We start from the raw sequence: 15,595 nt of genomic DNA on the forward strand, positions 1-15,595 counted from the left end.
TAAGAAAAATATACACTTTAATATTTTTGATAGGGATATTTTTTATTCCTTTCAACGAGTTTACTGGACTCTCATTTTTAGGGGAATATAGTAATGAAGCATCGGCCTACTTCTTCTTTGTGGGATCGTTTGTATTATTAATAGACATTCTTCTCAGCAGAAAAACAGTTATTCCATTTAACTATACTCCCATTATTTTTATAGGGGTCTACCTCATTTGGATTATTATTTCTTCGTTAATAAACTTGCCAGAAATGTCTAAAAATACGCTCAAAGGGACTGGGGGTATAGAAAGGTTTTTTAGACAGTTTATTTCAGTATTCATTACGCTCGTCTTATTTATCTATCTGTACATTAATGTTTTACGCAAGTGGAGTATAGAAAAGATATTTTATAGAATGCGTTTTGTATTTTTGTTGTCCTTTAGCTTTGTGTTTTTATATGGTCTGCTTGAAATTATGTATGCTCATTTTGGGATGACATTCTTAGCGCCTATTATTAAGGCTTTCAGTTATTTTCCATTTTACGAATTTCCCAATTATTTTTCTGATAGAATTTCATCTGTTTCCTTTGAAGCACCTTTTTTGGCCATTTTCTTAATTACAGTAGCGGCTTGGATGTTTAGTTATATTTTAACAGAAAAAACACTAGTAAGATTTATTCCAACTATTTGTGTATTAATACTTACGTACTACTCAGATTCTAGAACAGCCTTAATTATTATACTGTTTCAATTGTTTCTTTTCGTTCTTATTTTGATGCGGCAACAGGTGTATAGGAAATATATTTTACTGGGTGGGGGAGCACTTGTTTTGCTCGGAGTATTATTTTTTTCAAGTCCGAAAGGAGCAAAAGCTGCAGAAGAAATTACTGAAAAAATAGAACGATTAGATTTTCAGAAAAACCTTCTTAATAACGTGTCTAATCGCAGCCGCTTTGGTATGCAATATGCACAACTTCAGGTTTTTAAAGAACACCCTATAGTGGGAGTAGGTCTAGGGCAACAGGCGTATTACAGTAAGTATCATTATCCGCCTTGGGCAGCAACTAGTAACTATGAGTTTAAACTTTGGTACAAAAATCCTAACGTAAGAAACTTCCCGCCGGGGTATAATTTATACATAAGAATTCTTGCGGAAAACGGAATTATAGGTTTTTTAATTTTTGCTTTAATTATCGCTACCGCGCTGTATAAATCAATTCAACTATATTTTAAAAAAGATGTAATCAAGAATATTTTAGGAGTGGTTTTGACCATAAGTATAGTAGGGATTGCTATAAATTGGCTTCAGATAGACACCTATAGGTTATACGGGTTTTGGTTATTTCTAGCCATATTGTATGCTGTAGATCGTAATCAATCTAATAAGAATAAAGTGGTTTTGGATGGACAGTAGTATTATCTCCATATCTTATATGAAGAGAATGATTAGAGATCATTTTTCATTCGTGCTTATTGCTTTAGGCTCTGGCACTATATTCTTATGCAATATTTTATTTAAAACGCTTTTAAGCGAAACAGATTATGGAGAGTACTCTATTTTAATCACATTTATTGCAACCGTATTTAATCTAGGCCTCTTAGGATTAGACAAGGTGTTAATGAGAGTTACTACTATTAAGAATAAGAGAATATATTTAGACAAAAAATTTCCCTGGGCGATAGGATTAACAATTTTGGTCGTTTGTATTATAGGTACTTATATATTTAACAAACAATTCTTTGTCGGCTCAAACTCCTTTATTAAGATATTAATTGTTGCCTTAAGTGCAGTGCTTTCAATGATTTCATACAACTTTTATCGATTGAAAAGTGAATTTGTTAAAGCGCAAATGATTTCAAATATCTGGAAGTTTGGACTATTGCTGCTTGCATTCGTCTTTTATTTATGGGAATTTCACGAGTTTACATTATTGTTTAATGCTGTTTTTGTTCTCTGTACGGTCATTTTAATAACAACGGTCATTTTGCTTTTTAAGACTTCGTTTTCATACGGCAATACTATTGAAAATAAAGATTTTATTAAATTCTGGATAGGTTTTGGTGTTTCTATTTCTGTATTAATAGGAATCACCTTTTTTGATAGATATTATATTAAAGAAATATTTGGAGCGGCTACTTTTGGGAATTATTTTTACCTAGCTAATATTTTTCTGTTTCCTTTTCATTTACTTCAAAACTATGTTGGATTCAAAAAACTTGTTTTTTTTAAAGAAAATTTTTCAAGAACAATCCTATTAAAACAAACTCAAAATTTATTTTTTCAATCAATTTTATTGTCAATTGTTTTGTGTGCGGTGGCTTATCTTGCAAATTTTTTACAATTAATTGAAGTAGATTTTAAATCTGAAATTTGGCTTATATTATCCTTTCTTTTTTTAGGTATGATTAAAGTGTTTTTTGGGCTTTTTGAATCAGCACTAAGCGCTCGCGTTCATATTAGGCTTATAAATCAAACAAATATAGTCTCACTTATTATTGTTGGGTTAGTTTTAATAATCACTATTAGTTTTATAGAAACAGTTCTAGACGTTGCAATACTTACGTGTGCCATGTGGCTTTCGTTAGTTTTAGTTTATCTAGGAGCCAGCTTAAAGTTGAATCAAGAAAATCTAAAAAAAGACCAATAAATGGTAGATTCAAAAATATTAGTCCTAATCCCTCATTTTAATAATCCTAAGGGCTTAGCAACGGCAATTAATAGCATACAGGAAGACTTTAAGATAACTGTGCTTGTAGTTGATGATGGAAGTAAAGAAGATAAAATAGCTGAGACATTATTAAAAAATGAAGCTTCATCTAATGTCGATATCGTGATTGAATGCCTAGCTAATAATAAAGGGATTGAACATGCGTTAAATTATGGATTAGAATATTTTTTACAAAATGAATTTAAATTTTTGGCTAGATTGGACTGTGGTGATGTGTGTCTGCCACAACGGTTTTTTAGACAGCAAAAGTTTTTATATGATCATCCTTCGATTGATCTAGTAGGTAGTAATGTGTCGTTTTTTAGACAGAATGGGGATACATTGTTTACGCTAAAGCTTCCATCTACAGACAAAGAGATCAGGAATAAGATGTATATAAATGCTATGATCATTCACCCTACATTTTTTATGAGAAGAGAGGTCGTAGAAAATATTAAGCAATATCCAACACAATATGAGGCCGCAGAAGATTATGCCTTCTTGTTTTTAGTTCTAAAGAAGCATAAAGTGGCAAACTTGACCGAGATACTTGTAAAGTGTGAGCTGAGCCCTATTGGGATATCTGCTCTTAAAAGAAAAAAGCAGTTAAAAAACAGGGTTACTTTGATAAAAAAGCATTTCCATTGGGGTATATATCCTATATATGGTCTGATGCGGAATTATATTATTTTATGGACACCTGAGCCATTATTTGAGTGGGTTAAAATGAAAATAAAGAATAAAAAAATTAGCGATTAAATTAAAACTATTTTATAATGAAAGTTCTACTTAGTTCTATCTACCCGTATGCTTTTGCACTATTACTTTTTATAGTGCCCTTTGATGATTATGTGAGGGCTTGGCCTAATATCTTGCTCATTATCCTGGCGGTATCATTCCCTTTTGTAGTAGCGAAAAAAGATTTTTTACGAATTAACAGAACTGGAATAATTATAATTATTTCTTTTTTATTAAGCATGGTGGTAGTTTCTGTTCTTTCAGGAAATTGGGATGAAAATCAATCTATCATAGGAAAAGTAGGTATAGGTTTAGGCATGCTTTTGCTTTACCTACCTATTTATAATAATGATAAACTTAAAAATGCAATAATCTTTTCAAGTATTGCGGCAGTTATTTTTTCCTGCTTTAATATACTAATGCTTATTAAAAACACTGGAACATTTGAGTTTGGCGCATCAGAAAATCCACTTACAACCCTATTAATAGATAGACTTTACCTAGGCCTGCTTAGCGTGATGAGTGTTGTAATATCTTACAAGTCAATTTCAAAAAAATACAATCCATACAATCGGTATCATTTAGCAAACATTATCATAAACATTCTTTTTGTGTTCCTTATAGTTGCTAGGATGGCTATTCTAACACTTATCGCGCTTACACTACTCCAATTTTTCTATTCAACCCGCAACAAAAAAATAATAATTATAACCTTGGTTGCAACGGTTAGTGTAATTTTATTAGCATTTGCTTTAAATAGTAATCTGGCGGAGCGTTTCTTTTACATTACAAATAATAATCAGGACCAAAGTTTAATAGAAAAAGTTTTTAAAAGAGAACCCAGGACAGTCATATGGGCCTGTTCAAATAAAATAGTAAAAGAAGAAGGATTAATGTTCTCTGGACTAGGGTTTAAGCAAGCTCGAGAACGACTTGTAAACTGCTACGAGAGTGACATTGTGAACCCAGAAAGAAAAGAGTGGTTTTTATTTAAAAGATACAATACGCACAATCAGTATATTGATATTTATTTGGGAGCAGGGATTATTGCGTTGCTGTTATTTCTTACTTTCTTTTTCTGGAGTTTTATTAAACATAGAAAAGATTACTATTTAATGGCTATGTTAGTCACATTTGTAAGTTTTGGTTTGATAGAAAATTACTTTCATAGACAAATAGGGGCATACTATTTTGGAGTATTATTAATTTTTATTTTACTAGATTATAAGTCAACACCAGAAGGTGGTAAGATTAATAATGAGCACAAATCCTAATTTAGAGGGATGAAACGTACCATAATTATAGGATTAATTTTTGTGTTGACAGGATGCGCGTCTGCGGTATCTAAAATAGCAAAGAATACAGAAGCAAACGCTATCGTGTCAAAAAAACGAATGGATGACACCACGGTAAATTTTGAAAACCCCCCAGTATTAGCGTCAAATTTTATTTGGGGAATAAACGGTCATCCCGTAACAAGTCCAGATTATTGGGAATTATCAGCAATGGATCTTCAGGTAAAAGCATTGAAGCAATTACAAACAACAATGTATCGATTTAATGTTGTTACAGATTTAAATGGGGGTTTAACACATTATAAAAAGGATAAAACCCGATGGGATGAAATTAGCTCAAGATGTAAAAATGGCACTATAAAAATTTTACCCGTTCTTCAATTTAAACCATTAGGAACAACCCTCACTCTAGATGAAAGCTATCAAGCGGGAAGAAAAAAAGCCTATGGCTTCGCAAAAGAATACGGCGCTGACATAGATTATTATGAAATTGGGAATGAGATGGATTTGGTTACAATAAAAGACGGAGACGATGGATCACAAATAGACCACTATCATAAAGATCAATTTGATATAGTTGCTGCATACTTTAACGGAATGAATGATGGTATAAAAAAAGCAGACCCCACAGCAAAGACCATTATTAATGGAGCAGGAAGTAGCAGATGGGGCTTTTTAAATTGCTTGAAGAAGCAAATGTCTCGTATGATATCATTGGATGGCATTGGTATTCTCGCAGTGGCACTTATGAGGATCCTTATGTAAAAAAGGACTTGAAAAGAAATGTGTTTGTAGAGCTAGCAAAAATAACTGACAGACCAATTTGGATTACAGAAATTAATCAACATAGAGGAACATTTAAACATTCTAAAGAAACCCAAGCGGTATGGTTAGAGCGGTTTATAGACGCATTGGATAATAATAACCAAGTACAGGGTTATTTTGTATATGAGCTTTTAAATCAACTGAACTTAGATGATAAGATTGGTTATGAACACCCAGTAGAAGCCTATTTTGGATTAGTAAATGCGTCAAATCTTTTGAAGCCTATTTACAACCCTGCATTTGAAACATTGACTTTTAAAATAGAGGAAAGCCTTCATTGGAAAGAGAATTATTTAAAACACTTATTTTCTAAACTGTTAGAACGTGAGTTGAGACCCACAGACTTGGCATTCTGGGAAGAACCTCTTACTAAAAAAACGCTGGATCAATTTATAACAGCATTTTACAAAGTTGAAAAACCTAAAATTTCCGAAGCAAGTGACTTGCTTTTTATTCAAAATAGCTATAAGCAGCTTTTTGGTATAACTATTTCTCCTAATGAGAGTAAATTTTTGGTTAAAAAATTAAGTGAAGGCACATCACGAGTCGATGTGAGCAAGTCGATTGTGAGATCTAGAAAGTTTTACATAGAAGCGATTATTAACGGGTACGAAAAGAGAACAGGATTTACGTTTAAAAAATGAAAAAAGTCTTAGTTGTAGATTGGTTAGACGCCTATGGCGGCGCAGAAAGAGTGATTAGGTCGCTCTGTAGCACCTTTCATTTTACAGAGTGCTATACGTTGATTAATGTAATGAAACCACGGGATCAAGCTAAAGTGTTTGATGGGAACAATATGCCCATACACGAAACTAAAATGAAGTTCACAGGTGGCAATTTTAGGATGCTTTTACCATTATTCTCCTATTTCTTAGGTACGATTAATATTGATCCTGAAGCAGATCTAATTATATCTTCATCACACGCCGTGGCCAAAGGAATAAAAAAGTCATCTCCTCACCAAGTACACATTTCTTATTTTCAAGCAAGAAACTTAAAATACATTTGGGATGATGCTTCGCTTTACTTTGGAAAAGCTCACAAGATTGCCGCTCCCTTATTAAAAAGAATGCGCAAGACAGATATTAAAGCTGCACAAAGACCAGATTATATTGTTTCCAATTCAAAATTTGTACAGGCCTGGGTTAAGAAAACGTATAATCGAGACTCTGAAGTGATTTACCCTCCCGTCGATCTAGCGCATTTCAGCTTAAAAGAAAAAAAGGAAGATTACTACGTAGCAGTTGGAAGAATAGAACCTTACAAGCGTTTTGATGTGGTTGTAAAAGCTTTTAACACAACAGGGAAAAAATTAGTTATCGTAGGAGACGGGAGTCAATTACCTGAGCTAAAAAGAATGGCCAATGACAATATTTCATTTACCGGGTTTGTAGAAACAAAAGAAGTGAATAAGCATATAAGTAAGGCTAAAGGCTTTGTACACGCAGGTATAGAGGACTTTGGGATTGCTCCCATAGAAGCTCAAGCTTGTGGAACGCCTGTAATTGCTTATGGATATGGCGGTGTCTTAGAGACCATTATTGAAAATGAAACAGGAATTTTCTTTTCAGAACTCACTTCAAGAAGTTTAGAAGAAAGCATACATAAATTTGAAACCCTTTCGTTTAATCCGCATCTCATCAGAGAAAATGCAGAAAGATTTAGTATTGCTCAATTTGAATCTCAAATGAGTAACTTTGTGGGGCTTAAATTGAAAAACAATTATAGTTAATGAAAATAGCAGTAATAGGAACAGGATATGTAGGGCTCGTAACTGGAACGTGTTTAGCGGAGACAGGCAATGATGTACTATGTGTTGATATAGATGAAAGTAAAGTTGCAAAAATGCGTGCAGGAGTTGTTCCTATTTATGAGCCACACTTAGACGTTTTGTTTGAGCGAAATATAAAAGCAGATAGACTAAATTTTACCACTTCTCTTGAAGAGGGATTGGCTTTTGGAGAGATTATTTTTTTAGCATTACCCACTCCTGAAGACGAAGATGGCTCTGCAGATTTGAGCTACGTGCTTGGCGTTTCAGAAGAAATAGGGAAACTCATTAAAAACTATAAAGTCATTGTAGATAAAAGTACCGTTCCTGTTGGGACTGCAGAAAAAGTACATGCGACAATTGCTAAAAATGCAGCGTGCGATTTTGATGTGGTTTCTAATCCAGAATTTTTGAGAGAAGGCTTTGCGGTAGACGATTTTTTAAAACCAGAACGCATTGTGATTGGTTCTTCTAGTGATAGAGCTACGGCTTTAATGCAGAAGCTTTATGCGCCTTTCGTGCGCTCAGGAAACCCTGTGATTGTGATGGACGAGAAGTCTGCAGAATTGACTAAATATGCGGCCAACGCATTTTTGGCCACAAAAATCACCTTTATGAACGAGATTGCTAACTACTGTGAAAAAGTGGGAGCAGACGTAGATAAAGTGAGAGTAGGGATGGGAACAGATTCACGCATAGGTAAGCGGTTTTTATTTCCAGGAATTGGATATGGCGGTTCTTGTTTTCCAAAAGATGTGAAAGCATTGCAGAAAGCGGGTAAAGATGAAAACTATGATTTTAAAATACTAGACGCAGTGATCGATGTAAATGAGCGTCAAAAAACGATATTATTACCACGTATTAAAAGTCATTTCGGCGGAAATATTAAAGGAATGAAATTTGCCATCTGGGGTTTAGCATTTAAGCCAGAAACAGATGATGTGCGAGAAGCACCCTCTATTTATATGATGAAGGGGTTGCTAGAACAAGGAGCTTCACTAACGGTCTTTGACCCAGAAGCTATGGAAAATATAGAGAAGCAGTTTGGTAACTCACTTGAATATGCAAACTCTATGTATGAAGCTATAGAAGGAGTAGATGCTTTAATTATCTGTACGGAATGGAGCATTTTTAGAACACCAAATTTAGAAAAACTAAAAGCAAGCTTAAATAACGCGGTAGTTTTTGATGGTCGTAATTTATATGATACAGCAGAGATGAAACAAGAAGGGTTTACGTATATCAGCATAGGAAGATAATTGCTGAAAAGATTCAGCACATAAGAATTGTATGAAAAAAAGAGTACTCATAACGGGAGCAGCAGGATTTTTAGGATCTCACTTGTGTGATAAGTTTATCGCAGAAGGGTTTGAAGTTATCGGGATGGATAACCTCATTACTGGAGACCTGAAAAACATAGAACACCTATTTAAGCTGCCTGACTTTGATTTTTACCATCACGATGTGACAAAGTTTGTACATGTGCCTGGTAAGCTCGACTATATCTTACACTTTGCCTCTCCAGCAAGCCCTATAGATTACTTAAAAATTCCGATTCAAACCTTAAAAGTAGGTTCATTAGGAACACATAATCTACTCGGCTTAGCGCGTGTAAAAGAGGCTCGATTTATGATTGCCTCAACCTCAGAAGTATATGGTGATCCTAAAGAACATCCACAAACAGAAGAATATTACGGGCATGTAAATACCATAGGACCACGAGGGGTATATGATGAAGCGAAGCGTTTTCAAGAATCTATCACGATGGCGTATCATCGTTTTCACGGCATTGATACCAGAATTGCTAGAATCTTTAACACCTATGGCCCAAGAATGAGACTCAATGATGGTCGTGTAATTCCGGCTTTTATTGGCCAAGCTTTAAGAGGAGAAGACCTTACTATTTTTGGGGACGGAATGCAAACACGCTCTTTCTGTTATGTAGATGATGAGGTAGATGGATTATATAGATTGCTAATGAGCGACTATGTATTGCCAGTGAACATAGGCAACCCTGACGAGATCACCATAAAAGATTTTGCAGAAGAAATAATAAAACTCACGGGGACAAATCAAAAAGTGATATACAAGTCATTACCTAAAGATGACCCAATGCAGCGTCGGCCAGACATTAGTAAGGCAATAGAAATACTAGGATGGCAACCAAAAACGAGCAGGGCAGAAGGGATGAAAAAAACCTATGAGTATTTCAAGAACCTATCTCAAGAAGAACTAAACAAAAGTGAACACAAAGATTTTTCAAAGCATATTAACTAGGTATGATATTTAAAACAGGACGATATTCTGGGTTTATTACGCCTATCAATTATGCGATTGATCTTAGCATCATTCACATACTTGCTGCGCCTTTTTTTGAAGATAAGTTTATCTTTTTAAACTATATTATTTTCGTTTCATTAGCATGGGTTGTACTCTCCATAAAAATTCAATTTTATGAGGTGTACCGATTTACACACGTCCAAAAGATATTAGCATCATTAGCGAAGCAGGGTGTTATTTTCTTTTTAATTGTCTTTGCATTTTTCGGTTTCTATAATCAGATAACTAAGGATCCCTGGAAGATTGTGATCTATATACTTTGGGCGATATTAGGAATAAGTATTGCTAAATTTGTCATTTTCTTTTTGCTAAAAAAGTATAGAATTTACTTTAAAGGGAATCAAAGAAGAGTCGTTATTTATGGCCTCAACCAAAAGACAGAACAACTCCGTAAGTTTTTTACGGAAAAACCAGAATACGGGTATGAACTGCAAAAAACATTTAATCTAAAAGGAGAAGAAAAAGAGATTCTAGAGGAGACCTTTGATTTTATTCTTGAAAATAACATAGATGAGATTTATGTGTCTATTGGCGAAACGTCAAATGTAAATCTCAACAAGATTATAGACTTTGCAGATAACAACCTTAAGATTCTTAAATTCTTACCAGACAATAAAGAGATTTATAGTAAAAAATTAGACTTTACCTATTATGGTTTTTTACCCATTCTGTCAATGCGCAAGATTCCAATGGACGAGGCATTTAACAAGTTCATAAAACGCACGTTTGATATTATTTTATCGCTGTTTGTGATTGTATTTGTTCTTTCTTGGCTCACGCCGTTGTTGGGGATTATTATAAAACTAGAATCTAAAGGTCCAGTGTTTTTCAAACAACGCAGAAATGGTTTGGACTATAAAGAGTTTTATTGTTATAAATTCCGAAGCATGACGCCCAGTCCTGACGCACATTTATATCAAGCAACGAAAGAAGATGAGCGGGTTACCAGAGTAGGAAAAATCATTAGAAAAACGAGTATGGATGAGCTGCCACAGTTTATTAACGTACTCAAAGGTGACATGTCTGTCGTAGGACCGCGCCCGCACATGGTGAGTCACACACATATGTATGCAGAGCGTATAGATAAGTTTATGGTACGCCATTTTATTAAGCCAGGCATCACAGGTCTTGCGCAAGTGAGCGGATATCGAGGAGAAGTGGAGACGGACAATGACATTATTAACCGTGTGAAATACGACATCTTTTATTTAGAAAACTGGTCATTATTTTTAGACCTTAAAGTAGTTTTTAAAACCATTTTTAATGCCATTAGAGGAGAAGAAAAAGCATATTAGTTCTACCACACAACCGTTGGTTTCCATTATAACGCCTCTGTATAATGCTGCTCCTTTTATTATAAAAGCCATTCAATCTGTCCTTGACCAGACCTATCAAAAATGGGAGCTCCTCATTGTAGATGACGCCTCTTCAGATATCGGTCCTGACTTGGTTTTAGATTTCGTCGGAAATGACAAGCGTATTAAGTTTTACCCAAATAAAATAAACAAAGGCGCTGCACATTGCCGCAATCTAGCTACTACTGAAGCGACAGGCGAGTACATTGCATTTTTGGATTCAGATGATGTATGGCACAGAGAAAAGCTAGAAAAGCAACTTCGCTTTATGCAAGCAAAAGATAGTGACGTGAGTTTCACGAGCTACCTCCACATAGACGAACAGGGAAACTCATTACACAAAAGAGTGGAGGCCTTACCAATATTACCTTACAAGAAACAGCATAAAAACAACTACATCGGAAATCTTACCGGGATGTACCATGTAAAGAAGCTGGGCAAAATTATCGCTCCCAACATTCGGAAACGTCAAGACTGGGCGGTATGGTTAGAAGCCATTAAAAAAAGCGGAAAGCCGGCATTAGGATTACAGGAAGACCTTGCTTCTTACCGAGTAAGAGAAGATTCAATGAGCGCGAACAAATGGAAATTGATTTCATATAATTTTGATTTTTACAAAACCTACTTAGGCTATTCTTGGCTAAAGTCCTTGGGCTGCTTATTGCAATTTTTCTGGGAATACTTTTTTATACGACCTAAGTATATAAAGACAATGTAAGATCGCTAAGTTTTGTGTTCAATAAACCAATTCACAATGTCAGATACGGCGCAGTCGAAATACTTATAAAAACCTCATTAGGAATAATTGATTACAGAAAATTTTCAGAAGTGTTGATTTTAGACTGCATCAGCAGAAAAACTAATCAGGTTGAAATTGCTTACACTAATTGAAACAACTTCCCCGGTAAGTGGCGTATCACCCCTTTCAATTCCATATTCAGTAAAACAGTTGCCGCCTTATATGTAGGTATTTGACATTCGATGGCAATGATGTCAAGGAGTTCTTTGTCCTTTCCTTTCAAGTAATTAAAAACTACTTTTTCTTCTGCAGTGAGCTCAACAAAGAGCGAAGTCTGCTGCGGCTTTTTGTCTTCTACTTTCCAGCCTAGATGAAAAATAATATCTTCTGCACCAGTACACAAATGTGCTTGGTTAGATTTTATAAGCGCATTACAACCTCGACTTTGCGAGTCGAAAGCTCGGCCAGGTACAGCAAAAACTTCTCGACTATAACTGTTGGCGATGTCTGCGGTAACCAGGCTGCCACCTTTGTCTGCAGACTCTATAACAATAGTAGCTTCGCTCATACCAGCGATGATACGGTTTCGTTTTAAAAAATTTACTCGGTCAAAAGGATCTGTGCTCCAGAATTCTGAAATAAAACCACCGTGGGATTCTACTTGTGCCACATATTTTTTGTGCACTTTAGGATACACTTGGTTTAGCCCGTGGGCAAAACAACCTATGGTTTGTAAATTATTTGCAATTGCGGCTTTATGCGCTGTGATATCTACACCATACGCAAAACCAGAAACAATTATTGGGTTTAACGGCGCGAGTTCTTCAATGAGTTTTTCGCAGAAATGAACACCATAGCTTGTTACTTTTCGGGTTCCTACAATAGAGATTATTTTTTTGCCAGCCAGATCAATATTTCCAACTTGAAAAAATAGAATAGGACCGTCTAGGCAATGTTTCAGGCGCTCGGGATAATTTTTGTCTTTAAAGTACGTGACAGCTATATCGTTTTCTTTTATAAACCGAAGCTCTTCATCTGCTTCTGATAGCCATTGTTTGTCATCTAGCGATTTCAGCTTAAAACCCCCTATACCATCTATTTTAAGAAGGGTGGCTTTCTTTTCCTTAAAGACGCCTTCTGCAGATCCCACATGATGTAAGAGTTTTTTTGCAGACGTATCACCTAGATTAGGAACACGCTGTAGGGCGAGCATATAACGAAGTTCTTGTTCTGTAAGCATAGATGTTAAAAATAGCATTTTTTATCTGAAACGCTTTTTTTCAATTTGTTGATAAAAGCAGTGATTCTAATCACGGTTACCCAAAATAAAATTTATATTTGTGTCAATGCAACTAGCTACCTACATAAAAGACCTTCTGTACAGATATGAATGTGTGATCATCCCAGGATTTGGGGCCTTCTTGACACAGTATCAATCTGCTACGATAGATGGAGAAAACCACACCATGTTTCCTCCAGGAAAACAGGTTTCTTTTAATAAGCAACTACAAACCAATGATGGTCTGCTAGCAAATTATGTAGCGACGGTAGATGGCTTGTCTTATGAGACAGCTTTAAAGCAAATAAGAAATTATACCTCACAACTTTCACTAAGTTTAGCTGAAGACAAAGAAGTAGTTATTCCTCAGATTGGTTCGTTTACACTTAATAAAGAGCAACGCGTCCAGTTTATACCTTCTCAAAAAGAAACATTTAGTACTGCTTCTTTTGGTTTGGCGTCTGTAACTTCTATTCCTGTACAACGAAATTTGTACAAGGATCAAGTAACAGCGTTAGAGAAAAACGCACCTTTATTATTTACACCAGAACGACGCAAAAAGACTCCGTATTTACGCTATGCTGCTATAGGACTTATAGCGCTTACGCTTGCAGGCCTCAGTGGAGTAAAATGGTATGAGGGCGATGTTGCCAACCATAACTTTGTACAAAAACAAAAGGCTGACAGCCTTGTTGATTTGCAAATCCAGGAAGCTACATTTGCTTTTCCTAACCCCTTGCCGGCTATTAATATTACAGTGCCAAAGGAAACTGGGCGTTATCATATAGTGGCAGGAGCGTTTAGAATAGAAGCAAACGCTTACAAGAAAATAGCACAACTCAGTGATAAAGGATACACCGCTAAGTATATAGGCGCAAATCGCTATGGCCTTCATCAAGTCGTGTACAATAGTTTTGAAACAAGACAAGAGGCACAAAATGTACTAAGCACTATACAGCGTTCAGAGAATCGAGATGCTTGGTTATTGGTTCAAGGACTGTAATTAATTTTCTTTTTAGTTTTACTTTTTTCAGTCAAACGATTTTTCATCTTTCTTTTTAAACTTTATAATTTATCATTTCTTTCAGAAATCACTCGCTGAAATCACCTTATCTTTGCAAAAATTTTAAAATGGAAGCTAAAACACCCTCAGAGTCCCGTACCGTTATAACAGACCTTGTTTTACCGAGCGAAACAAACCCTATAGGTAATATGTTTGGTGGCGAGCTATTAGCTCGCATGGATCGTGCAGCCAGTATTGCAGCAAGAAGACATAGTCGTCGCATCGTTGTGACCGCTTCTGTAAATCACGTAGCGTTTAATAAGATGATCCCGCTAGGAAGTGTTGTGACTGTTGAGGCACACGTTTCCAGAGCATTTAAGAGCTCGATGGAGGTGTATATGGATGTTTGGATAGAAGATCGCGAAAGCGGTATTAAAAGCAAGGCAAATGAGGCAATTTACACTTTTGTCGCTGTTGATGAAATGGGGAGCCCAGTACCAGTACCGCCGTTAGCGCCAGAAACCAAATTAGAACAAGAACGTTTTGAGGGGGCCTTAAGAAGAAAGCAATTAAGCCTTCTCTTAGCGAAGAAGATTAAGCCGGAAGAGGCGACAGAGTTGAAGGCACTTTTTCAGTAGTCTTAATAAATTATTTTTCAAAAGTCTCTAAAGTAAATTTCTCCCCATCGTACACCCCATAGGTATACTGAGTAATCCAATCCCCTAGATTAAAATAGGTAGATTTTTCACCCACTTGGATCTCCATATTAAGATGTCTATGCCCAAAGACAAAGTAGTCGTAATGCTTAGATTCTAATTTTCGCCTCGCGTATAAGGCTAACCATTCGTTTTCTTCTCCTAGAAATTTCTTGTCATCCTCACCAGAAATCAGCTTGTTTTTAACCGAAAGATATTGTGCTAGACGCATTCCCATTTCTGGGTGAAACCATCTAAAGAGCCATTTAAAAATAGGATTTGTAAACACTTTTTTCATCCGCTTATAGCCTTTGTCGCCAGGGCCTTTTCCGTCACCATGTCCTATGAGGAATACTTTATTATTAAATGTAAATTCTTTAATATCACGATAGGTAGTAATGCCCAGTTCTTTTTGAAAATAGTCTTTCATCCACAAATCGTGGTTCCCCACAAAGAAGTAGATGGGGATACCGCTGTCGCTTATTTCGGCAAGTTTGCCTAACACTCTAACAAAACCTTTAGGCACAACAGTTTTATACTCAAACCAGAAATCAAACAAATCTCCTAACAAAAAAACACCAGCCGCGTCTTCTTTAATTTCGTCAAGCCAACGCACAAATTTCTTTTCACGAGGCAAACTTTCGGAAGCTGAAGGAGCACCAAGATGGTTGTCGCTAGAGAAGTATATTTTTTTTCCTGGAGGAATTTGCATTTGGTAAAGATAGGGATTCTAGGTATCAGTTTTTAGCGGGAGTTTATTGTAAATAAGTTTGAATATTCTACAGTTAAATTATTTAAGAGACCCTAAGCAGATTAAGAGATTGAAAATAAATACATCCTCATAGAATATTAGAATTTTGTGAG

Annotated in this window: 15 protein-coding genes; 13 read left to right on the forward strand and 2 right to left on the reverse strand. The window is 35.6% G+C overall.

Annotation, left to right across the window (positions count from 1 at the left end; all coding sequences use genetic code 11):
• The first annotated feature begins 26 nt into the window (after nucleotides 1-26).
• The 11 genes from ABXT71_RS04250 (at nucleotide 27) to ABXT71_RS04300 (ending at nucleotide 11,733) form a co-directional block, all read left to right on the forward strand.
• Complete coding sequence (locus tag ABXT71_RS04250; protein ID WP_415372608.1) at nucleotides 27-1,397, forward strand: O-antigen ligase family protein; 1,371 nt, start codon at nucleotides 27-29, stop codon at nucleotides 1,395-1,397.
• A 205-nt stretch (nucleotides 1,398-1,602) separates the two neighbouring features.
• Complete coding sequence (locus ABXT71_RS04255; protein WP_415372609.1) at nucleotides 1,603-2,631, forward strand: hypothetical protein; 1,029 nt, start codon at nucleotides 1,603-1,605, stop codon at nucleotides 2,629-2,631.
• Nucleotides 2,632-3,450, forward strand: coding sequence for a glycosyltransferase (locus tag ABXT71_RS04260; RefSeq protein WP_415372610.1), 819 nt, complete (start codon nucleotides 2,632-2,634; stop codon nucleotides 3,448-3,450).
• A gap of 17 nt (nucleotides 3,451-3,467) precedes the next feature.
• The gene (locus ABXT71_RS04265; protein ID WP_415372611.1) at nucleotides 3,468-4,703 is read left to right on the forward strand and encodes an O-antigen ligase family protein; all 1,236 of its coding nucleotides are present in this window, start codon (nucleotides 3,468-3,470) and stop codon (nucleotides 4,701-4,703) included.
• A 9-nt stretch (nucleotides 4,704-4,712) separates the two neighbouring features.
• Nucleotides 4,713-5,489 carry a hypothetical protein gene (locus ABXT71_RS04270; protein ID WP_415372612.1) on the forward strand — a complete coding sequence of 259 codons (777 nt, stop codon included), beginning with the start codon at nucleotides 4,713-4,715 and terminating at the stop codon, nucleotides 5,487-5,489.
• On the forward strand, nucleotides 5,390-6,193 hold the full coding sequence (locus ABXT71_RS04275; protein WP_415372613.1) for a glycosyl hydrolase: 804 nt from the start codon (nucleotides 5,390-5,392) through the stop codon (nucleotides 6,191-6,193). Before ABXT71_RS04270 ends, ABXT71_RS04275 begins: the two co-directional genes overlap by 100 nt.
• Nucleotides 6,190-7,281 (forward strand): glycosyltransferase, encoded by a 1,092-nt coding sequence (locus tag ABXT71_RS04280; protein WP_415372614.1) that lies wholly within the window; start codon nucleotides 6,190-6,192, stop codon nucleotides 7,279-7,281. Before ABXT71_RS04275 ends, ABXT71_RS04280 begins: the two co-directional genes overlap by 4 nt.
• Entirely contained in the window at nucleotides 7,281-8,579 is a 1,299-nt protein-coding gene (locus ABXT71_RS04285; protein WP_415372615.1) for a UDP-glucose dehydrogenase family protein, read from the forward strand. Before ABXT71_RS04280 ends, ABXT71_RS04285 begins: the two co-directional genes overlap by 1 nt.
• 31 nt (nucleotides 8,580-8,610) lie before the next feature.
• Nucleotides 8,611-9,597 (forward strand): UDP-glucuronic acid decarboxylase family protein, encoded by a 987-nt coding sequence (locus ABXT71_RS04290; RefSeq protein WP_415372616.1) that lies wholly within the window; start codon nucleotides 8,611-8,613, stop codon nucleotides 9,595-9,597.
• A 2-nt stretch (nucleotides 9,598-9,599) separates the two neighbouring features.
• On the forward strand, nucleotides 9,600-10,955 hold the full coding sequence (locus ABXT71_RS04295) for an undecaprenyl-phosphate glucose phosphotransferase (RefSeq protein ID WP_415372617.1): 1,356 nt from the start codon (nucleotides 9,600-9,602) through the stop codon (nucleotides 10,953-10,955).
• Nucleotides 10,924-11,733, forward strand: coding sequence for a glycosyltransferase family 2 protein (locus ABXT71_RS04300; protein ID WP_415372618.1), 810 nt, complete (start codon nucleotides 10,924-10,926; stop codon nucleotides 11,731-11,733). Before ABXT71_RS04295 ends, ABXT71_RS04300 begins: the two co-directional genes overlap by 32 nt.
• Nucleotides 11,734-11,893: 160 nt before the next feature.
• On the opposite strand, the gene dprA is transcribed toward ABXT71_RS04300, so the two are convergent.
• Nucleotides 11,894-13,012, reverse strand: a complete 1,119-nt coding sequence (gene dprA / locus ABXT71_RS04305) for a DNA-processing protein DprA (protein WP_415372619.1) — start codon at nucleotides 13,010-13,012, stop codon at nucleotides 11,894-11,896.
• An 88-nt stretch (nucleotides 13,013-13,100) separates the two neighbouring features.
• On the opposite strand from dprA, the gene ABXT71_RS04310 reads away from it, so the two are divergent.
• Together ABXT71_RS04310 and ABXT71_RS04315 are read left to right on the forward strand one after the other, a co-directional pair.
• Complete coding sequence (locus ABXT71_RS04310; RefSeq protein WP_415373061.1) at nucleotides 13,101-14,036, forward strand: SPOR domain-containing protein; 936 nt, start codon at nucleotides 13,101-13,103, stop codon at nucleotides 14,034-14,036.
• 128 nt (nucleotides 14,037-14,164) lie between these two features.
• On the forward strand, nucleotides 14,165-14,674 hold the full coding sequence (locus ABXT71_RS04315; protein ID WP_415372620.1) for an acyl-CoA thioesterase: 510 nt from the start codon (nucleotides 14,165-14,167) through the stop codon (nucleotides 14,672-14,674).
• Between the two features lie 10 nt (nucleotides 14,675-14,684).
• Here ABXT71_RS04315 and ABXT71_RS04320 read toward each other — a convergent pair whose 3' ends face one another.
• Nucleotides 14,685-15,443: a UDP-2,3-diacylglucosamine diphosphatase gene (locus tag ABXT71_RS04320; protein WP_415372621.1), complete on the reverse strand. Its 759-nt coding sequence runs from the start codon at nucleotides 15,441-15,443 to the stop codon at nucleotides 14,685-14,687.
• Nucleotides 15,444-15,595: the final 152 nt, after the last annotated feature.

The organism is Patiriisocius sp. Uisw_047 (assembly GCF_047730165.1).
Taxonomy (GTDB): domain Bacteria; phylum Bacteroidota; class Bacteroidia; order Flavobacteriales; family Flavobacteriaceae; genus Patiriisocius.